Raw genomic sequence first — 18,320 nt, forward strand, 5'->3', positions numbered from 1 at the left:
TGCCGAAACCACCGACCAGATAGAGGAGGCAACCCGCGGAGACGCCGTCTCTGAAACGGTCCGGACGTGGAAGGCGTCATGGCCAGGAAGCGGCGGTGCTGTAGCTGGGATCAGACGTTGACGAGGGTCAGCACGACAATGCCGCTGAGCGAGGTGATGCCTTGGGGGGGTGGCGCAGGCTGCCAGGCCAGCCACGAGACCGGGATAGGTGACCTCCTCGATGACGACCCCTCCGGAATACCGGCCAGTGGAGATGGTGCCGTTCCTGGTCACCACGACATTGCCGCCCACACTCGTGGCGCTGCGGGTGAAGGTGAACGTGCTCACTCCGCCATCGGCCCATGCGATCTGATGCGATCCCGCCCCGATGCCCAGCAGTGTCTGGCAACTTGCCTGCGAATTACCTGATTTGACCGGGTGTGTGGCTGTCGTGGTGAGGGGAAGCTCTCCCACACGCACGCAGGTCGAGTACACGCCGCTGCGCGTGAACGTGGTGTTCTGGACAGTGTTGGTCAGGCCCGGCTGAGCCGTCTGCGTCTCCACGCCCTGGCAGGTGACGCTGAGGGCTGCGGCATGAGCCGCTCCAGCCGGCAGCACCGAGACAGCCAGCGGCGTGGCGGCGGCCAGAGCGAGCACGCGCCAGCGCCTGCCGCGACGGGCCTTCGCCGAGGCGCCGGCCGCGCGGTCAGGAGACGATGTGGAGGCGGCAGGTGTGGCTGCTCCTCTCGGGGCTGTCGCCAGGCGGCGGACCGCCGGTATACCCGTGTTCACGGGCTTCCTCCTGTCGATGACTGCGTCCGGGGCCGTGCTCGGGTGCTGCGCGGCGCGGGCGATGAACTCGTCCGCAGATGTGTCCGTTCAGCCAGCGTCCAACGCCTCCTCCATGGCTCCTTCGGAGGGCCCGCCCATCCCCTCCAACAGGGTGGGCGGGGATGTGCCGGGCGGCTCAGAGGAAGGTGACGACGATGGGACCGGAGAGGGAGGTGATCCCGCCGGGGCTGAGGCAGCCGAGCAGGTCGGTCGTGACGGCCAGGGTCGTGTGGCTGGCGGTGTCGCCGGCGAAGACTCCGGAGATGACGGTTCCGACGGTGGTGAGGACTGTCTGACCGCCGGGCTTGAGGTCGATGGTCAGGGTGTAGCGGACGGTGCTGCTGGAGCCGTCGTTCCAGTGGTAGACGATGTTGAAGGCACCGGGGCTTCCTCCCACGCACGACAGTGATCCGGTTCCCTGGAACGATCCCGTTCCTCCCGTGATGGAGGGATGCGTCGCCGAGACGCAGGGACCCAGCACCAGGTTGGAGTCGAACGAGACCTGCTGCGGGAGGAGGGTCAGGCCGGGGTTGTAGGTGACGGTCTGCAGTGCCGGGCATGCGAGGTCACCCGGCAGGGCCGACGCGCTGCCCGCGCCCGGCCCGGCGACCAGCAGGCCACTGACGAGCAACCCGAGAGCGCTCAAGCGCGCGACGAGTTTCTTTACCATGATGGGCTTCCCTTCCGGGACATCGGCATCAAGGGGCCGGCATGCGGGTCGCGGCGAGGAACCCGTCAGCGTTCACGCGGTGAGGGCGGTGCGGCAGGCACCCGGCCACGCACCGCAGACCGCGATGCTGTCCGATTATCAGCACCCGGATATGCGAGGAGCCATGGCCCGAAAGGGCCACCCGCGCACTGGCCCGCCCGGGCGCACCCCGCCCGATCGCCACACACCCGTGTGAAACTGCACGACCGGGATGAGCTCCGCAGGCTTCGGACGCGAGGTGTCGGTCGACGCGTGCCTCGTGGTTCTGGATCACTTTCAGTGCCGGGGCCACGGAGGATCACCACAACCGTGATCAGGGCGTGGGCATCCGCGTGCTGCTCGCGCACCCAGTCGGACAGACGGCCCGACTGCCGTGGTTCATCCGGGGAGATCGGCGCTGGCGCCGAACTCCCCGGGGCTCGGAGGCGCGGAGGGGGGCAGTGTTCGCCGGCTCGCGCAGCTGCAGGGGGCGGTGCTGGACGACCGTCTTCCCGACGGCCCCGGCCAGCGGGCGCCCACGGGTCGCGGCGTTGCACTCCCCGTGTGAAATGCACGCCAGCCGTGTCCTTGCGCGCTCCCTGTACAGCTCCCCCCTGCGGCAAGACAGTTGAACCTGCGGAGGCGGCGAGTTCCCTGCCGGAGCAGCACGAATGCCCGAGCCGGGGATACACGCGACCGTCACCGCCTTACGGCTGTTCCCCTCCAGGGTTTACCGGAAGGCCCCGCCATGGCGAAACGTATCGGCACCTCCAGCAGAACCGGTCCACACGCCGCGCTCACCGGTGTGACGGCCTTGCTGTTCCTCCTCGTCAGTCTCCTGACCCTCATAAGGCCGGCAAGCGCACGCGAGAGCGGGCTGCTGGGCGTGACCTGCATTCCGCCCAGCAGCTCCAGCACCTCCTACAGCCCGCCGTTGACCAGCACTCCCCAGCCGAGTACGACCTCGTCGAGCTGGCAGCTGGGGCCCTGCGTCTCCGCCTCGATTCCAGGCCTGACTTCGGGGACCCACTCCGACACAGGCACGCTCCGCCCACGGTCCTGCCTGGAACTGCTGGGCAGCGGAGCACTGACCGCGGCGGTGACCTGGAACACGGGCGACACCAGTACGCTGTCGATGAACCGGACGACGACAGTGGCCGGAGCAGTCATGATCGTTACCATGACCGGCACAGTCACCAGCGGCCTGTTCGCGGGTGACACAGTCATAGTCACCTTCACCGGGCCGGCCACCGACATCTTGCTGTGCACCGCCGGACTGGGAACGGTCTCCAGCGTCTACTCAGCCATCGCCCTGGAGATCACTTCCGTGTGAGAATCCGATGCTCCTCCGGTCACACCGCTGGACTGTTCACTGGAGACGGAGACCGAGCAGCTCATCAACGAACTCCTCAACGGCTCCCGAGGGGCGAGGTCCTGTAGGTGCAGAGTCCTGCGACACGCAGTGCTGCGCAATGTCACGGGCCTCTATAGGGGCGTATCGGCATGGTGGCGGATGAGTGCTTGCCACCGGCGCTCGAAATCCACAGCCTCTTCGGCGATGAGGTCGGGGAGACGGGCTTGTTGTGCTGGCCGGTGATACCCCGGCCTGCGCAGGCTCGCGCAACCTCCGACGGCGCCGGGGCATCAGTGCGGGCCCGCTGCTCGGCCCAGACGTTGTAAACGCGCCAGCGCAGGAAGTGGCATTTCAGATTGGCCGGGCTTGTGGGCTTTTTGCCCCGTCCGGACAACCCCTTGTCTGCGCAGTAGGCCGAGAGTTCCTTATCGCTGGGCTCACTCCCCCTCTGCTCCTGGTACTCCATCCACGCGAGGTAGTACCGGTCGGGAGTGGTGAGGCCTCCGAAGAGCTTGCGCCCGGTCCCCGCCACCGAATACGCGCCGGGACGCACCGTTGCGCTCCCCGTGTGAATGGCGCGCTTCTCCTGTACTTGCGCACTCCCTGGACGCCACCACGCGCCTAGCCGACGGTGAAACCCACGGAGGCGGCCGTCCCGGCAGCCCCGAGGCACACACCTCGTCCGAGCAGACCTGACTGGAGCAGACATGGAACGAACCGACCGCCCAGTCATACGCATTGCCCGCAGGCCGGTGGTCCAGTTGGCCCGGGCGGGCGTCCTGCTGGCCGCGTTGCTCGGCGCGACCTTGCCGGCGACGGCCGCCCAGGCCGCCGGACCGTCCGCGCTCGTCACGTGTCTGGGACAGCAGGTCACCGACTACAACCCGGGCCTGCACCTGACGCAACCGCGGGACGTCATCTACCAGGCCAACGGCACCTACTCCTCCTGCCCGCTCAACGACGGCGTTACCTCCGTCACATATACGGAGAGCGGCTTCGTGCCGGACGCCACCTGCGTCGCTTTCCCGAGCACGGCGACAGCGCACCTGGACTGGAGCAACGGACAGACCTCCACCATCCAGGTCACCGGCGTGGAGATCGATGTCGCCGGAGCCACGCAGGTCTACGTCTCCCTGGGAACGGTCACGGCCGGCCGGTACGCCGGATCGACGGTCAACGTCACCACCGAAATCATTCCCGATCTGCTCAACCCCTTGCCGTGCCTCACCACGACCGGTCTGACCAGGGTGTCGGGACTGTCGACACTGCTCATCGTCTGATCTGGAACACGCCGAACCGGCGGACGGCCCGGCCAGCACGGACCAATGCTGAGCTGACCCCGGTTTCGTGGAGTCCCTGAAGCCAGGATTATGATCCTGGCCCGAAGGAGAACCACGAGCTGTGCCAGCACCACGTTAGAAGCCGTGTCTCAACCGAACATGATCGCTTGATCTCTGCTGGTCAGGCATGGTTTCGCTCGTATTGAGGGATGCATGCGGCGTCTTGTTTCCGCTCCATGAGTGAGGGGTGCGCGATGGCGTCGGTGCTGGGAATGCTGGAGGAGCGGGAGACAGCGGCCCGTGTGCGGGTGGAAGGGCTGCGGGGGAGGTCGCCCGGTTGACTGGGGTGTTGGAGGCCGCCGAGATCGAGCTGGACCGGCGGGTGATCGCGCGAGAGGAGCTCGTCGAGGCCCTGGCAGCCTCGGCTGCCGGGACCACCGCCGTGACCGGGACTGAGGCGGAGCAGAAAGCCGTGCCCTCGCCCGCGCCGGGCTCGATCGTGCCTCCTTGGCGCGAGGGATTGCCGGTGACGGTGCTGGCGCCGGACTGTCAGCGGATCCTGGGCGTGCTCGATGAGCGGCAGCCGTCGGGTCGGGGACCGCTGAAGGCCAGGGAGATCGCGAGGGAGCTGGGCCTTCAGACGACGCCGGCGAAGGTCGAGGGGGTGCGCTCAAAGACCAGACGGCTGGCGGAGCGCAGATGCGCTCGCGCAGGAGACGTCGGGGATGTTCAGCGCAGGCCGGCGGCCCGTGGTCGTGCCAGGCGCCGGCTCATCCGCGTGACCATCGACCACCGGATCATTGCCTCGCTGCTGGCGGGCAAGGTCTCGTAGTCCCGGGCCAGCCGGCGCGAATGCATCAGCCATGCGAACGTGCGCTCTGCCACCCAGCGCCTGGGCAGCACCACGAACCCCTTCATGTCGTCGGTGCGCTTGACGACCTGGAGGGTGAGCGCGAGTTTGTGCCGGCACCAGTCGACGAGGGGGCCGTGTAGCCGGCGTCGGCCCAGACGAGGGTGATGTCGCGGTGCAAGCCGCGCAGCCGGGTCAGCAGGCCCGTCGCGGCGTCGCGGTCGCCGATGTTCGCGGCGGTGACCGCGACGGTCAGGAGCAGGCCGAGGCAGTCGGTCACGATGTGCCGCTTGCGGCCCGGCACCTTCTTCCCGCCGTCGTAGCCGCGTGAGGCGGACGGCACCGAGGCCGCGGCCTTCACCGACTGCGCATCGATGATGCCGGCCGTCGGCTCCGCCTCACGGCCCTCCCGCTCACGCACCCGTCCGCGCAGCCGGTCGTGGAACTCTGTGATCAGCCCGTGCTCGCGCCAGCGGCGGAAGAAGGCGTAGACCCGGCCCCAGTCGGGGAAGTCCGCGGGCATCGCCCGCCAGGAGATCCCGCCCGCGACCAGGTAGCGGATCTCGTCCAGCAGCTGGCGGTGGCAGTAGCCCTCGGGCTGCCCGCCTCTGCCCTGGAGCCAGGCCGGCACCGGCAGCAAAGGCCGCACAGCCGCCCATTCCGCGTCCGACATGTCGGAGGGGTACCGGCGTTCCCGGTCCGGATGGTCGGCCGCGTTGCCGTACACATGCGCGAGACAATCGCACGATGGAGCAGCCGAGTTGAACTGAACGGGTTCGGACGCGTACAACAACGACACCAGGGCCTCCGGCACTGCTCGGTCAGATTCGCATCCCCGAGCTACCGAGAGGCCCTGTCATCATGCGCGTACAGCGGGAAGATCACCCCGGCGGGAAATCTGTTCGACCCGCCCGTTCCATGATCGGTTGAGATACGGCTTCTGAGACGACCGAGATGTCCTCATCGCCCAACGGTCGCATCGCGAAAGATGAAACGGACTTCGCGAATCCCAGCTCCACCTGCTCCCGTACGTAACCCAGTGCCACGTCAGATGTGACCGCGACGAGCCCAACACCCGCCGCAGCAGCTGCCAGCACCAGATCGCTCAAGAGGCCAGAGGACCGCTCCAGAGCAGCATCAGCCGCGTCGATGACCAAGACCCGAGACGGTGCCGATGTCTCTGCGAGCACGTCCTCCAGCGACATCCCCAGGGCAGCTCGCAGCTCCAAGCTGGACTGCGGCAGACTCCGGAAGTTCAACACCACTCCTTGGAACCCGGCAGGGTCTACGGCTTCCAGCTCGGCGACGGCCGACAGCGTCAGCGCACTCTTGCCGATGCCCGACTCGCCGGATACCAACAGAGCCGAAGCACGAGTACCGGCCTCGCGCAGGGCCTCGGCGAGTTGCTCGCGGCGGTCGGCGAATGAGATCTCGACCGGTCCTCCGGATGACTCATCACCGATAGTGGTCCGAACGCCGGCCGTAGCGAGCTTGCGTTGTTCAGCGAGCACCGACCACGCGTGTCGGTTTCGTGTCGCGGGCGGGTCCAGGACCAGGTGAATGTCACGGCGAAGTGTCTTGAGGTCCACCACGGTGCCCGTGCTGGTTGCCTCGGCCTGGATGGTGGTGTCGCCAGCGGTGATGTCGTCGGCTGTGCTCCGGGTGCTGGGGAAGCCGTGCTCGGTCAGCAGGGTGGTGAATCCTGGGTCGGTGAGGAGCAGGTGGACGGGTTCGGCGGTGAGACGTCGTTCGCCCATGCCGGCGCCGTATTCGACGGCGACGCCGACGAGGTGTCCGTTGGTGAAGATGGCGGTGCCGGAGGCGCCGGCCCAGGGGCGTTCCTTCTGCTGTGTGGCGGCGGGCCAGACGTGACAGTCGAGCACCCAGCGTCTGCCGGCGGTGGTCAGGGAGGCGAGTTCGCCGCGGAGGCTCTCGTACTGGACGCCGCCGCCCGAGAGGGTGGAGAACGCCGGAATCCCGATCCCGGCATAGGCCAGCGGAGCATCGCCCTGGGGCCGGCCCCAGGGCACCGCCGTCGTGTGGCCTTCGTCGGCGTCCTGGTCCAGAAGCAACAGCGCGACGTCCGGCACCCCGGCGCTATCCGGGCCGAGACCCGGGGCTGGCCAGATGACCGTCCCGGTGCGCTTGTGAAGCCCGGAGTCCGCGCGAGGATGCCCGACCCAGACGGTCGCACCAGACGCGCGAACGCCGTCGTCGTGGACGACGTGGAGCGCGGTCAGCACCAGCCGGGGCCCGATGAGATACCCCGAACCCGACCCGCCCACCGGCTGGTCGGGCTTGATGTACGCCGTTCTCTGCGCGTCCACTGTCGTTCTCCCGCTACGCCCGCGCCTCCACGTTTATAACTGCTCAGGCGTCGCCGCCAGGCGGGACATCAGCCGTCGGCTCCCCGCCGGGCGTCTCGTGCCGACGGATGCGGGCGGGCTGTCCACCCAGAGCCTCGTCGCGGACGTTCAGCGTCAACGTCAGCGTCTGCCGCTGCGTGCTCCCGCCCCCGCCTCCGGCCTCCACTGCACCCTTGGTGCCGAAGGCGCCGACTTCGACGTTGACCTTGCCGTTGCCGTCCTTGCGGAATTCGACGTCAAGACAGAGGTCAGCCTGCTCGACCTCGAACCTGAACTGCTCGTTGCCACCGGTATCAGCGGCTTTGTACAGCTCTTCGCGGAGTTCTGCCAGCGCCTCGGACAGCGTCACCTTTGCCACGATTCCCCCTCTAACGCCCCTACGGACGGTGTGCTCAACCGGCCTGAAGCGCAGTTTCCCTGACGGCATCTCGCCTACGCAGGGGGAACGCGAGATCCCAGACCACACCACCGAGGTCGCATCGCCATGGTACGGCTCGTCGGCGGCGATGCGGTCGGTAGGGGTCAGAGTGCCGCGATCACGTGATCGCCCTCGCCCCGAAATGTGGGAGTTGCCCGTATGCGGTACCACATGGCACAGGTTGTAGAGGCCGCCTATGGGCGTCCACGTCAGTCCATGGTGTAGCCCAGGCCGGTCAGAGCCTCGTGCAGGCCCGGCGCCCACGCCGCGAGAACGTCCAGGGTCTCGCCGACGTACCGCCAAGCGATGGCCGCTCCCCCTGCCACCAACGCAGAGCGGTGGAACGCCCGGCACCCGGTCGGCACGCGCATGATGGCGTACCCCAGCGTCCGGCCGGAGGACCCGCTGGCCGCTTGAACAGTTCACCAGGGGTGACCTGCTCAACCAGCGACCTGCTGGCCACGGCCCACAAGACGCCGCCATCCGGGACGGCCCGTTTCTGACCTGGGCGCGCCCATGCCGTTCTCGCGCGTGACCTTCGCTGCCGCAAGGCCGATACTGCCGACAGTAGGGATCCCGACCAAGCCGCACCCGACCGCCCGACGGACCTGACGAGCCGTCACCGAAGTCAGCATTGAGTCAGCATCAGTACCGCCAGAACCCGCTCCAAGCCGCCACGGACCGCCAAGATCGAAAACCGCACCTACCCACTCTGACCAGCAAAGACGCAGGTCAGCAACTGGCCTGCTAGGCTTTCCAGGAGGTACCCATGGAGATGCTCATCAACGTCCCGGAGACCGTGGTAGCGGACGCGCTGCGCGGGATGGCGGCGGCCCATCCCGAGTTGGCGGTCGATGTCGAGAACAGGGTGATCGTGCGGCGGGACGCTCCCGTGGCCGGGAAGGTGGCCCTGGTGTCGGGGGGCGGTTCCGGGCACGAGCCGCTGCACGGCGGGTTCGTGGGGCCCGGGATGCTGTCGGCGGCCTGTCCGGGTGAGGTGTTCACCTCGCCGGTGCCGGACCAGATGGTGCGGGCGGCGGCGGCCGTGGACAGCGGGGCCGGGGTGCTGTTCGTCGTCAAGAACTACACCGGTGACGTCCTCAACTTCGACATGGCCGCCGAACTGGCCGAGGACGAGGGCATCCAGGTCGCCAAGGTGCTGGTCAACGACGACGTGGCGGTGACGGACAGCCTCTACACCGCCGGGCGGCGCGGCACCGGGGCGACACTGTTCGTGGAGAAGATCGCCGGGGCCGCGGCGCAGGAGGGCCGGCCGCTGGAGCAGGTGGAGGCGATCGCCCGCAGGGTCAACGACGGCTCGCGCAGTTTCGGTGTGGCGCTCAGCGCCGTCACCACGCCGGCCAAGGGCAGCCCCACCTTCGACCTGCCCGCCGGTGAACTGGAACTGGGCATCGGCATCCACGGGGAGCCCGGCCGGGAGCGGCGCCCGATGATGACGTCCGGGGAGATCGCCGAGGCCGCCGTGGACGCGGTGCTGACCGACCTCACCCCGCGCAACCCCGTGCTGGTGCTGGTCAACGGCATGGGCGCGACGCCCCTCCTGGAGCTGTACGGCTTCCATGCCGAGGTGCAGCGCGTACTCGGCGAGCGAGGCGTCGCCGTCGCCCGTACCCTCGTCGGCAACTACGTCACCTCGCTGGACATGGCGGGGGTCTCGGTCACCCTCTGCGAGATCGACGAGGAACTGCTCGGACTGTGGGACGCGCCGGTGCGGACGCCGGGGCTGAGGTGGGGCATGTGACGGTGGACGGGGAAAGGAACGCGACGTACCTACCAGGCAAGGAGATCCAGTGCTCGACGCCGACTTCTTCCGCCGTTGGATGACGGCGACCGCCACGATGGTCGACCGCGAGGCGGAACGGCTCACCGCCCTCGACTCGCCCATCGGCGACGCCGACCACGGCAGCAACCTCCAGCGCGGGTTCACGGCCGTGACGGCCACGCTGGAGGAGGCGGCACCCGACACCCCCGGCGCGGTACTGACCCTCGCCGGACGGCAGCTCATCTCGACGGTCGGCGGCGCCTCGGGGCCGCTGTACGGGACCCTGCTGCGCCGTACCGGCAAGGCGCTCGGGGACGCCGCCGAGGTGAGTGTGGAGCAACTGGCCGACGCCCTGCGCACGGGAGTGGACGCGGTACGGACGCTCGGGGGTGCCGCACCCGGCGACAAGACCATGATCGACGCCTTGGTGCCGGCCGTCGACGCCCTCGGCGAGTCGTTCGCCGCGGCCCGCGCCGCGGCCGAGGAGGGGGCCGGCGCGACCGTGCCGTTGCAGGCCCGCAAGGGCAGGGCGAGTTATCTGGGCGAGCGCAGCATCGGGCACCAGGACCCGGGAGCCACCTCGGCGGCGTTGCTCGTGGCCGGACTGGAGGAGGCCGCCGGTGAGTGACGGGAAGCTGGTCGGGATCGTACTGGTGTCGCACAGTGCCGAGGTCGCCGCGTCCGTGGCCGAGCTGGCGAAGGCCCTGTCGGGCGGTGGGCCGGCGGTGCCGGTCGCGCCGGCGGGCGGTACCGCGTCCGGCGGGTTCGGAACCAGTTCCGAGCTGGTCTCGGCGGCTGCCGCGTCCGTGGACCGGGGCGCGGGTGTCGCCGTGCTCGCCGACCTCGGCAGCGCCGTGCTGACCGTCAAGGCGCTGCTCGCCGAGGGCGACGAACTGCCGCAGGACACGCGTCTGGTGGACGCTCCCTTCGTCGAGGGCGCGGTGGCCGCGGTCGTCACGGCCTCGACGGGCGCCGACCTCGCGGCCGTCGAGGCGGCGGCCACGGAGGCGTACTCCTACCGGAAGGAGTGACCGCGGCGTCCGGGCCCCGGTTCCACCCGGGAGGCGGCGGGGGACCCGCGCCCGCCGCCTCGCCGTCCGTCCGTCCGTACGGACGGACGGACGGACGGACGGACGTACGGACGCACGAACGCCGGTTCGGCCTTGTCGCACGTCTGGTGCCGACCGCGCGCGGGCCCGGTCCGGCGCCGGTCGGCCGCACCGGCGCCCTCGGCGGTGGCGGGCGCCCGTGACGGACGGGGCGGGTCACCCGCCGTCCGCGAACCGCCGCGCCAGCCGCTCCCCCGCCGTCGCGGCGGCGGCCCCGTCCTCGATGGGCTCGACCTCGGTGTCCTTGAAGACGATGTACGTCACGCCGGAGGCGACACCGCCCCCGTGCGGGTCGGCCGGGATGCCGAGCGACTGCGCGGCGGCGTAGGAGGCCTCGCCGATGATGTCGCGCGGTCCGACGTCGCCGACGACCGCGTACCGCACCCGGTCCCCGTGGACGACGGCCGCGACCGAACCGCCGCGGACGCCGTGCTCCCGGTGGTCCCAGATGTCACTCGGCCGGGGCACGACGACGTAGGGCAGGCGCTCGGCGTCCAGAGGTCCGCCGTCCGACCGGGTGTACGCGGTGGCGGGGGTGAAGTACGGGTCGGTGCGGCTGTTGCAGCGGTCGCCGGTGCGGCCGTCGCAGTCGACGTCCAGGTCGGCCTTCCAGTACACGGCGTCCTCCGTGCCGCAGACCGGGACGTCCGCCGGCGTTCCGGCATCGCTGCGGTAGCGGCCCTTCGAGACGGGGTCGCAGTCCCGCACCCTGGCCAACAGGTCGGCGGCGCGGACGGGCCCCCCGCGCCGCACCTCCCGCGTCCCCCGATCGGCCTCGGACCGTGCCCGGTCCCGCAAGGGCGCCACCGGCCCGACCCGGAACGGCGCCACCGGCCCGACCCGGGGCCCGGCCCGGTCCGCGCGGGCGGACCCGGTCTGGGGCTGCTGTCCGGAACGGTACGGAGTCTGGGGGCCGGGGCGGGGCGGGTGCGGGGCGTCGGGGAACGCCGTGGGGGCGAGCAGGGCGGCGCTGGCCGCGACCAGTGTCAGTGACTGGACACGCACGATGTGGCCTCTCCTCGGGGGCATGGACGGTCACTCGGCCACATCTGTCCCCGAATCGCTCACGCGGCCACCTTTTGTGGGCCAGACGGTGCATGCCCGGACACTCGGCACGGCACCGGGGAGGGTGCCGGGCCGGCCCACCGCGACCGCGGGACGGCGCGCGCCCGGCACGGTGGCGGGCGGCACCCGCTCGGGGCCCGGCTCCCGTGCGCGTCCGGGCGCGCGGGCGGGGCGGGCGGGCCGGGTCCGTGCAGGCTCCGGTCCGCCCGGCCGCCCGCGCCGGCGCGGAGTCAGCGACGACAGCGGTCCGCGCCGCCGGCGCGAACTCCCCGGATGCTCCGGGGAGTTCAGCGGTGAGGAACCTCAGCATACGTAACCGTTCCGGATGCCCGCCGACGACCACCCTCTTGATGTGGTCGCACCGCACCGTCATATTGGTCCGGACCATTGCCGTCGAGCCGAGGCCGGCCCGCAGGCCGAGCCGTCGTCGGACCGAAGCCGCCCTGGAGGCAGAGCCGTGCGAGGCGTTCCCGTTCCCGCTGTTCCCGCCCCTGCCTCCCTCCCGCGCCGCTGGGCCCTGCTCTGCGGAACACTCGTCCTGGTCACGTCCTGCGGCTGGGGCGCGGGAGGCGGCGACGAGGGGAGCGGCGGACTGCCCGGCGCGCCGACGGGGGTCACCGCCGAGGCGGGCAGCGCGACGACCGTGCACGTGATGTGGAACGCGGTCGACGGGGCCGAAGCCTACGAGGTGTACCGCGGCGGCACGCTGGAGAAGGAGGTGCCGGCGTCCGACCGCATGGTGGACGTCACCCGGCTGCACCCGTCGACGGCCTACGCCTTCACCGTACGGGCGCGCGCCGACGGAGGGCTCGGGCCCCGCAGCCGGGAGGTGCGGGCGAGCACTCCCGCCGCCGTGGCCGACGACTCCGCCCCGACCCGCCCGGGCGACGTCCACGGCCGGGTGGCGGGCAGCCGGGCGGTCCAGCTCACCTGGTCCGCGGCGACCGACGACCGCGGGGTGGTGTCGTACGACGTCCACCAGGGCGGCACGAAGGTCCACAGCGTCGGGGGCGGTCAGACGGCGGCGGTGGTCACGGGGCTGCGCCCGGGGACCCGCTACGCCTTCACGGTCCGGGCGCGGGACGCCGCCGACAACGTCTCCGCCGCCGGCGCCGTCGTCCGGCTCACCACCCCGGGCGCCGACGACGGCCGCGCCACCGCCCCCACCGGCCTGCGTGCGTCCTCCCGCCACGCCGACGGGGGCTACCACATCGACCTCACCTGGGTGCCGCCGCGCACGGACGGCGAGGTCACGGAGTACCAGATCCAGCTGGACGGCCGTCCGGCGACCTCACTCGTGTACGGCGGTGACGCGCCGCGCGAGCGGGCCGAGTACAGCTTCTACGCCGGGCGGGAGGCCGGTGTCACCCACCGCGTGCGCGTCCGCGCGCGGTTGTCCGACGGCACCTGGGGCGGCTTCTCGGCCGAGCGCGAGGTGACCACCGGCGAGGGCGGCTGACGTCCCGCCGTCGCGCGCCCGGCGGGGAACGCGTCACCTGGGCGGTCGCGCTCGGCATGCGGGGGCCGCCGCCGCCCTGTTGGCTGCCGGTGAGGCAGCACGGGCGTTTCCGTTTCGGCGGCGCAAGGGACGTACCGCCGACCGTGCCGCCGGAGGGCAGTCCACATGCGCATCTCATCGCCACTCCTCCGCTCCGGCCTGACCGTGGCAGCCGCCGCGCTGCCCGTCACCCTGGCCGCCGGACCGGCCGCCGCCGGCCCGGGGATCTCCGTGAGCACCACCGGGACCACGGTGTCCGTCACCACCACCGCCTGCGCCCAGCTCAACGGCAGTTGGGGCACCGCCTCCCTGCTCACCGGCAGCCAGGGAGACTTCGCCCAGGGGCGCCAGGTGGCCCTGTCCGGGACGAGTTCCGGGCAGTCCGCCAGCTGGTCGGGCATCGGCCCGGGCACGTACACGGTCATCGTCATGTGCTCCAACAACAGCACCGCGGGCACCCAGACCGTCATCGTCTCCCCGGCGCCCTCCCCCTCGCCCAGCCGCTCCGCCTCCCCCGCGCCGTCCGCGTCACCGCGGGGCGTCCTCGGCGGTCTCGGCGGTGCCGTCGAGGACTACGGGACGACCACCCTCGTGGCGGGCGGTGCGCTGGTCGGCACCGGCGTCATCGCCGCGGCCTGGTTCCTGCGCCGCCGCTCGAAGCCGTACCGTTTCTGAACGGGCCCCTCCACCCGTACCGCCGTCAGGCGGACTCCTCACCGGGCAGTTCGGCGAGCTCCGCCAGCGCGTGCCCGAGCCACCGGGTCCAGAAGGTCTCCAGGTCGATGCCGGCGCGCAGCACCAGGTGCCGCAGCCGGTCCTCGGCGCTGTCCCTGCCGGGCGGGAAGTCCCGCTCCTCGATCTCCTCGTACTCGGCCAACTGCCGCTCGTGCAGCTCCAGGTGGCGGCGCAGGTCGGCCTCGATGCCGGTGGTGCCGACCACGGCCGCGGCCCGCAGCCGCAGCAGCATCGTGTCGCGCAGGGGCTTGGGGTCCTGTGCGGCGGCGGTCCAGCGGGCCAGCTCGGCGCGGCCGGCGGGCAGGACCTCGTAGGACTTCTTCTGCCCGCGCGCCGGCTGTTGTCCGGGCAGCGCGCGGATCAGACCGTCCGCCTCCAGCTTTCCCAGCTCGCGGTAGATCTGCTGGTGTGTCGCGGACCAGAAGTAGCCGATCGACTTGTCGAAACGGCGGGTCAGCTCCAGCCCCGACGACGGCTTTTCGACCAGGGCGGTGAGGATCGCGTGCGGGAGTGACATGGGTTCATCCTAGGGACGGCCGGTGCCTCCCGGACGGCCCGCCCACCTGGACGTCCACGCCTCCCGGACCGTCGGCCCGCCCGGACGCCCGCATTCCCCGAACGGCCGGTGCCTCCCGGCCGCCCGCGTCTCCCGGACGGCTACAGCGCCGCCGCCAGCTCGGTGCCCTGCTTGATGGCGCGCTTGGCGTCCAGTTCGGCGGCCACGTCGGCGCCGCCGATGAGGTGGGCGCTGCGTCCGGCGGCGACCAGGTCGTCGTACAGGCCTCGGCTCGGCTCCTGGCCCGTGCACAGGACGACCGTGTCGACCTCCAGCACCGTGGACTCGCCGTCGACGGTGACGTGGAGCCCGGCGTCGTCGATCCGGTCGTAGCGCACGCCCGGGACCATGGTGACGCCGCGGTGCCTCAGTTCGGTGCGGTGGATCCAGCCGGTGGTCCTGCCGAGGCCGGCGCCGACCTTGGAGGTCTTGCGCTGGAGCAGGTGGACGGTGCGCGGCGGTGCCGGGCGCTCGGGCGCGGTGAGGCCGCCGGGGGCCCGGTAGCCGGTGTCGACGCCCCAGAGGCGGAAGTACGTCTCGGGGTCCTCGTGCGCCTTGTCGCCGCCGTCGGTGAGGTACTCGGCCACGTCGAAGCCGATGCCGCCCGCGCCGAGGACCGCGACCCGGGCGCCGACGGGGGCGCCGTCGCGGAGCACGTCGAGGTACCCGACGACGCTCGGGTGGTCGACGCCGGGGATGTCCGGGGTGCGCGGGGTGACGCCGGTGGCGACGACGATCTCGTCGTGGCCGGCGAGGTCGTCGGCGCCGACCCGGGTGTTCAGGCGTACGTCGACGCCGTGCGCCTCCAGCTGGGTGCGGAAGTAGCGCAGCGTCTCCTCGAACTCCTGCTTGCCGGGGACCTTGCGGGCCACGTTGAGCTGTCCGCCCGTCTCGCTCGCGGCGTCGTACAGGGTGACCTCGTGGCCGCGTTCGGCCGCACTCACCGCGCAGGCCAGTCCGGCGGGCCCCGCGCCGACGACCGCGACGCGCCTGCGCCGCCGGGTCGGAGTCAGGACCAGCTCGGTCTCGTGGCAGGCGCGCGGGTTGACCAGGCAGGAGGTGATCCGGCCGCTGAAGGTGTGGTCCAGGCAGGCCTGGTTGCAGCCGATGCACGTGTTGATCGCCTCGGGCCGGCCGGCCGCGGCCTTCGCGACGAAATCGGGGTCGGCGAGCATCGGGCGGGCCATCGACACCATGTCTGCGGTGCCCTCGGCGAGCAGTTGCTCGGCCACTTCGGGGGTGTTGATCCGGTTGGTGGTGACCAGCGGCACCGCGACCTCGCCCATCAGGCGCCTGGTCACCCAAGTGTAGGCACCGCGCGGCACGGAGGTGGCGATGGTGGGGATGCGGGCCTCGTGCCAGCCGATCCCGGTGTTGATGAGGGTCGCTCCCGCGGCCTCGACGGCCTTGGCGAGGGTGATCACCTCGTCGAGCGTGGAGCCGCCGGGCACCAGGTCGAGCATGGAGAGCCGGTAGATGAGGATGAAGTCCTCGCCGACCGCCTCGCGCACCCGGCGCACGATCTCGACGGGGAAGCGCGTGCGGTTCTCGTACGAGCCGCCCCAGCGGTCGGTGCGGTGGTTGGTCCGAGCGGCGATGAACTCGTTGATCAGGTAGCCCTCGGAGCCCATGATCTCGACGCCGTCGTAGCCGGCCTCGCGCGCCAGGCATGCCGTGCGGACGTAGTCGTCGACGGTGCGCCCGATGTCCGCGTCGGTCAGCTCCCGGGGCACGTGCGGGCTGATCGGCGCCTGCAGGGGGCTCGGCGCGACCAGGTCGGCGTGGTACGCGTAGCGGCCGAAGTGCAGGATCTGCAGCGCGATCCGGCCGCCCTCGCGGTGCACGGCGTCGGTGACGGTCCGGTGCTGTCCGGCCTCGGCCCCGGTGGTGAGCCGGGCCCCGCCCGGGTACGGCCGGCCCTCGTCGTTGGGCGCGATGCCGCCGGTGACGATCAGCCCCACTCCCCCGCGGGCCCGGGCGGCGTAGAAGGCGGCCATGCGCTCGAAGCCGTTCTCGGCCTCCTCCAGACCGACATGCATGGAACCCATCAGGACCCTGTTGGGCAGCGTGGTGAAGCCCAGGTCCAGCGGGCTCAGCAAGTGGGGGAAACGGCTCATCGGGCCCTCCGTGCGCGGTGTCGTGCCTCTGTTGTAGAGGACGGTCGCCCCTTTGTGCAACTAGTTGCACAAAGGGGCGACGCACACCACACCGCCGCACCGGCGGGCTCCGGTCAGCGGCTCTCCAGCCGTACGTGCAGTTCCCGCTCCTGGTCCCCGGAGGCCGCGCTGAGGTCGTGCACGGTGAACAGGGAGTCCAGCGTGGTGCGCAAGCGCTCGATCGCCCAGTAGCCGCCCTGCACGTCGGCCTCGACGGACGCCGTGAGCCGGGCGGGGTCGCACCCGCCGCGGGCGTCGGCCACGTCGAAGGTGCCGAGCCACACGGTGGGCCGCACCTCGTGGCAGTCCCGGGGCACCTCCTCCGCACGCCGGTCGGACGAGAAACACGCGCACAGCGCGTCGAACACGGTCCGGGCGTCCTCCTTGCTGCACCCGCTCAGCTCCACGGAGACGGACTCCGGGTGCAGTCGCTCACCGTCCATCGCGATCGCTCCTCTCGTGCCCCCTACCCGACCCATACCCCCAGAAAAGCACCACCTGGAGCACGGCGCGAAGGGGGCGGTCCGCACCCGGACCCGGCCTCCACCGGCTCGCCCGGGGCTCAGCCCCGGGTGAAGCGGTAGGTCTTGCTGTCCGTCAGTACGCAGAAGCCCGGCGAGACGACGATCACGCGCAGGGTGCCGGTACGGCGGTCGTAGTCGATGCCCTCCGTCTCGAAGTCGCCGGAGCAGGCGCTGCGCAGGGGCAGTTGACGCACGGCGGTGACGTGGCCGGCGACGTCCGCGGTGCCGTTCGGCGCGGCGGACAGGTCGATGCGCAGCAGTGGCTTGGTGACGCCGAAGAGGGTGCCCGCCGGGTCGTCGGAGGAGCACAGCAGGGTGGTCGCGTCGAGGAAGTCGCAGCCCTGGACGTCGCGCACGGCGTGGTCCAGGTGGACGGTGGCCGCCTGCGGGAGGTTCGCCGAGGGAGAGGTGACCGGGTTGACGCCGGGTGTCGGGAAGACCAGCAGCCGGTTCATGGTGCCCCACTCCCCCGCCAGCATCCACTGGCCGTCGGGGGACACGGCGGACCAGGAGTTGTTCAGCGCCTCGCCCGGGCTCAGCGTGTGCACGTACTCCGACCAGCGGCCGTCCGGCGCCTGCACGCGGAACATCTTCGTGTTGCCGCCGTCCCGCTGGTACGGCTCGACGTAGTGGCCGTCGTAGGAGGCGTCGGGGTCGCCGACGTGGTTCCAGCCGCGGCTGCTCAGGCCGAGCGGGATGGTGCCGATGCCGGTGTAGCGGTTGGGACTGCCGGCCGGCACCTCGACCGAGGCCAGGCCCTGGCTCTCGGTCAGCGGGTCGGCGCGGTCGGAGCCCACCTCGGTCCAGGTGTCCGCGGCCGGAGCGGCCGGGGTGGCCGCGGCGGCCGGGCCGGCGAGGGTGAGGGCGAGGCCGAGGGCGGCGAGTCCGGCCAGGGCGGCGTGACAACGTTGCCGGGCGTGCAGGGGCATGGGCGGGCTCCTCAGTGGGGGGGTGGCCGAGCGGCACGAACCGGGCGCTGCGCGCTCGGCGCACAGTCTGACCCGCCGATGCGGTCATGTACAGACCAACATCGGCCGTGCTCCGAGGGCGGGCGCCGCCGTGCCGGGTGATGCTGGAGGGAGACGAGGGGGCCGCCGTACGCGAGCGGCCCCGCACGCGGTCGGACGA

The 18,320-nt window shown here is 71.4% G+C and carries 18 protein-coding genes and 2 pseudogenes; 8 read left to right on the forward strand and 12 right to left on the reverse strand.

Going from position 1 to position 18,320, the window contains the following annotated elements; genetic code table 11:
* Positions 1–946: 946 nt before the first annotated feature.
* The gene (locus ACVV2G_RS18720; protein ID WP_453843860.1) at positions 947–1,480 is read right to left on the reverse strand and encodes a hypothetical protein; all 534 of its coding nucleotides are present in this window, start codon (positions 1,478–1,480) and stop codon (positions 947–949) included.
* A gap of 939 nt (positions 1,481–2,419) precedes the next feature.
* Entirely contained in the window at positions 2,420–2,668 is a 249-nt protein-coding gene (locus ACVV2G_RS18725) for a hypothetical protein (RefSeq protein ID WP_453843861.1), read from the reverse strand.
* Positions 2,669–2,678: 10 nt separating this feature from the next.
* Between ACVV2G_RS18725 and ACVV2G_RS18730 the strand changes: the two genes are divergently transcribed.
* The 3 genes from ACVV2G_RS18730 (at position 2,679) to ACVV2G_RS18740 (ending at position 4,964) form a co-directional block, all read left to right on the forward strand.
* On the forward strand, positions 2,679–2,831 hold the full coding sequence (locus ACVV2G_RS18730; RefSeq protein ID WP_453843862.1) for a hypothetical protein: 153 nt from the start codon (positions 2,679–2,681) through the stop codon (positions 2,829–2,831).
* A 728-nt stretch (positions 2,832–3,559) separates the two neighbouring features.
* Positions 3,560–4,132, forward strand: coding sequence for a hypothetical protein (locus ACVV2G_RS18735; RefSeq protein WP_453843863.1), 573 nt, complete (start codon positions 3,560–3,562; stop codon positions 4,130–4,132).
* 349 nt (positions 4,133–4,481) lie between these two features.
* A complete protein-coding gene (locus ACVV2G_RS18740; protein WP_453843968.1) occupies positions 4,482–4,964 on the forward strand; it encodes a hypothetical protein in 483 nt (160 codons plus the stop codon).
* Positions 4,965–4,975: 11 nt separating this feature from the next.
* Here ACVV2G_RS18740 and ACVV2G_RS18745 read toward each other — a convergent pair.
* From ACVV2G_RS18745 to ACVV2G_RS18765, 5 genes and pseudogenes are all read right to left on the reverse strand, one after another.
* Positions 4,976–5,050, reverse strand: a pseudogene (locus ACVV2G_RS18745) (hypothetical protein); the annotation flags it as partial.
* Positions 5,047–5,655 carry an IS5 family transposase gene (locus ACVV2G_RS18750; protein ID WP_453843864.1) on the reverse strand — a complete coding sequence of 203 codons (609 nt, stop codon included), beginning with the start codon at positions 5,653–5,655 and terminating at the stop codon, positions 5,047–5,049. The pseudogene ACVV2G_RS18745 and the gene ACVV2G_RS18750, both read right to left, overlap by 4 nt.
* A gap of 208 nt (positions 5,656–5,863) precedes the next feature.
* Entirely contained in the window at positions 5,864–7,309 is a 1,446-nt protein-coding gene (locus tag ACVV2G_RS18755) for a trypsin-like serine peptidase (RefSeq protein ID WP_453843865.1), read from the reverse strand.
* Between the two features lie 43 nt (positions 7,310–7,352).
* A complete protein-coding gene (locus ACVV2G_RS18760; RefSeq protein WP_453843866.1) occupies positions 7,353–7,706 on the reverse strand; it encodes a trypco2 family protein in 354 nt (117 codons plus the stop codon).
* A 280-nt stretch (positions 7,707–7,986) separates the two neighbouring features.
* A pseudogene (locus ACVV2G_RS18765) lies at positions 7,987–8,077 on the reverse strand (IS5/IS1182 family transposase); the annotation flags it as partial.
* A 458-nt stretch (positions 8,078–8,535) separates the two neighbouring features.
* Between ACVV2G_RS18765 and dhaK the strand changes: the two are divergent.
* Genes dhaK through ACVV2G_RS18780 form a run of 3 tightly spaced genes read left to right on the forward strand, consistent with a single transcriptional unit; the run spans position 8,536 to position 10,580 of the window.
* On the forward strand, positions 8,536–9,528 hold the full coding sequence (dhaK, locus tag ACVV2G_RS18770; protein ID WP_453843867.1) for a dihydroxyacetone kinase subunit DhaK: 993 nt from the start codon (positions 8,536–8,538) through the stop codon (positions 9,526–9,528).
* Positions 9,529–9,577: 49 nt separating this feature from the next.
* Entirely contained in the window at positions 9,578–10,177 is a 600-nt protein-coding gene (gene dhaL, locus ACVV2G_RS18775) for a dihydroxyacetone kinase subunit DhaL (protein ID WP_453843868.1), read from the forward strand.
* On the forward strand, positions 10,170–10,580 hold the full coding sequence (locus ACVV2G_RS18780; RefSeq protein ID WP_453843869.1) for a PTS-dependent dihydroxyacetone kinase phosphotransferase subunit DhaM: 411 nt from the start codon (positions 10,170–10,172) through the stop codon (positions 10,578–10,580). The genes dhaL and ACVV2G_RS18780 overlap by 8 nt, the downstream gene beginning before the upstream one ends.
* 234 nt (positions 10,581–10,814) lie before the next feature.
* Here the strand turns inward: ACVV2G_RS18780 and ACVV2G_RS18785 are convergent, their stop codons facing one another.
* Complete coding sequence (locus ACVV2G_RS18785) at positions 10,815–11,663, reverse strand: glycoside hydrolase family 75 protein (RefSeq protein WP_453843870.1); 849 nt, start codon at positions 11,661–11,663, stop codon at positions 10,815–10,817.
* 517 nt (positions 11,664–12,180) lie between these two features.
* Between ACVV2G_RS18785 and ACVV2G_RS18790 the strand changes: the two genes are divergently transcribed.
* Together ACVV2G_RS18790 and ACVV2G_RS18795 are read left to right on the forward strand one after the other, a co-directional pair.
* On the forward strand, positions 12,181–13,182 hold the full coding sequence (locus ACVV2G_RS18790; RefSeq protein WP_453843871.1) for a fibronectin type III domain-containing protein: 1,002 nt from the start codon (positions 12,181–12,183) through the stop codon (positions 13,180–13,182).
* 165 nt (positions 13,183–13,347) lie between these two features.
* Positions 13,348–13,896 carry a hypothetical protein gene (locus ACVV2G_RS18795; RefSeq protein ID WP_453843872.1) on the forward strand — a complete coding sequence of 183 codons (549 nt, stop codon included), beginning with the start codon at positions 13,348–13,350 and terminating at the stop codon, positions 13,894–13,896.
* 25 nt (positions 13,897–13,921) lie between these two features.
* Here the strand turns inward: ACVV2G_RS18795 and ACVV2G_RS18800 are convergent, their stop codons facing one another.
* The 4 genes from ACVV2G_RS18800 to ACVV2G_RS18815 all read right to left on the reverse strand — a co-directional run bounded on the left by ACVV2G_RS18800 (position 13,922) and on the right by ACVV2G_RS18815 (position 18,121).
* Positions 13,922–14,473 carry a PadR family transcriptional regulator gene (locus tag ACVV2G_RS18800; protein ID WP_453843873.1) on the reverse strand — a complete coding sequence of 184 codons (552 nt, stop codon included), beginning with the start codon at positions 14,471–14,473 and terminating at the stop codon, positions 13,922–13,924.
* A gap of 140 nt (positions 14,474–14,613) precedes the next feature.
* Positions 14,614–16,629 carry an oxidoreductase gene (locus ACVV2G_RS18805; protein ID WP_453843874.1) on the reverse strand — a complete coding sequence of 672 codons (2,016 nt, stop codon included), beginning with the start codon at positions 16,627–16,629 and terminating at the stop codon, positions 14,614–14,616.
* 113 nt (positions 16,630–16,742) lie between these two features.
* Positions 16,743–17,111 carry a hypothetical protein gene (locus ACVV2G_RS18810; protein WP_453843875.1) on the reverse strand — a complete coding sequence of 123 codons (369 nt, stop codon included), beginning with the start codon at positions 17,109–17,111 and terminating at the stop codon, positions 16,743–16,745.
* Between the two features lie 119 nt (positions 17,112–17,230).
* Positions 17,231–18,121 (reverse strand): hypothetical protein, encoded by an 891-nt coding sequence (locus ACVV2G_RS18815; RefSeq protein ID WP_453843876.1) that lies wholly within the window; start codon positions 18,119–18,121, stop codon positions 17,231–17,233.
* Positions 18,122–18,320: the final 199 nt, after the last annotated feature.

The organism is Streptomyces sp. JK94, assembly GCF_053613315.1.

Excerpts from the sequence above, each read along its gene's own strand:
- ACVV2G_RS18720 (WP_453843860.1), bottom strand. The coding sequence starts at position 1,480 with ATGGTAAAGAAACTCGTCGCGCGCTTGAGCGCTCTCGGGTTGCTCGTC.
- ACVV2G_RS18725 (WP_453843861.1), bottom strand. The coding sequence starts at position 2,668 with ATGACTGCTCCGGCCACTGTCGTCGTCCGGTTCATCGACAGCGTACTG.
- ACVV2G_RS18730 (WP_453843862.1), top strand. The coding sequence starts at position 2,679 with ATGACCGGCACAGTCACCAGCGGCCTGTTCGCGGGTGACACAGTCATA.
- ACVV2G_RS18735 (WP_453843863.1), top strand. The coding sequence starts at position 3,560 with ATGGAACGAACCGACCGCCCAGTCATACGCATTGCCCGCAGGCCGGTG.
- ACVV2G_RS18750 (WP_453843864.1), bottom strand. The coding sequence starts at position 5,655 with ATGTCGGACGCGGAATGGGCGGCTGTGCGGCCTTTGCTGCCGGTGCCG.
- dhaK (WP_453843867.1), top strand. The coding sequence starts at position 8,536 with ATGGAGATGCTCATCAACGTCCCGGAGACCGTGGTAGCGGACGCGCTG.
- ACVV2G_RS18795 (WP_453843872.1), top strand. The coding sequence starts at position 13,348 with ATGCGCATCTCATCGCCACTCCTCCGCTCCGGCCTGACCGTGGCAGCC.
- ACVV2G_RS18800 (WP_453843873.1), bottom strand. The coding sequence starts at position 14,473 with ATGTCACTCCCGCACGCGATCCTCACCGCCCTGGTCGAAAAGCCGTCG.
- ACVV2G_RS18805 (WP_453843874.1), bottom strand. The coding sequence starts at position 16,629 with ATGAGCCGTTTCCCCCACTTGCTGAGCCCGCTGGACCTGGGCTTCACC.
- ACVV2G_RS18810 (WP_453843875.1), bottom strand. The coding sequence starts at position 17,111 with ATGGACGGTGAGCGACTGCACCCGGAGTCCGTCTCCGTGGAGCTGAGC.
- ACVV2G_RS18815 (WP_453843876.1), bottom strand. The coding sequence starts at position 18,121 with ATGCCCCTGCACGCCCGGCAACGTTGTCACGCCGCCCTGGCCGGACTC.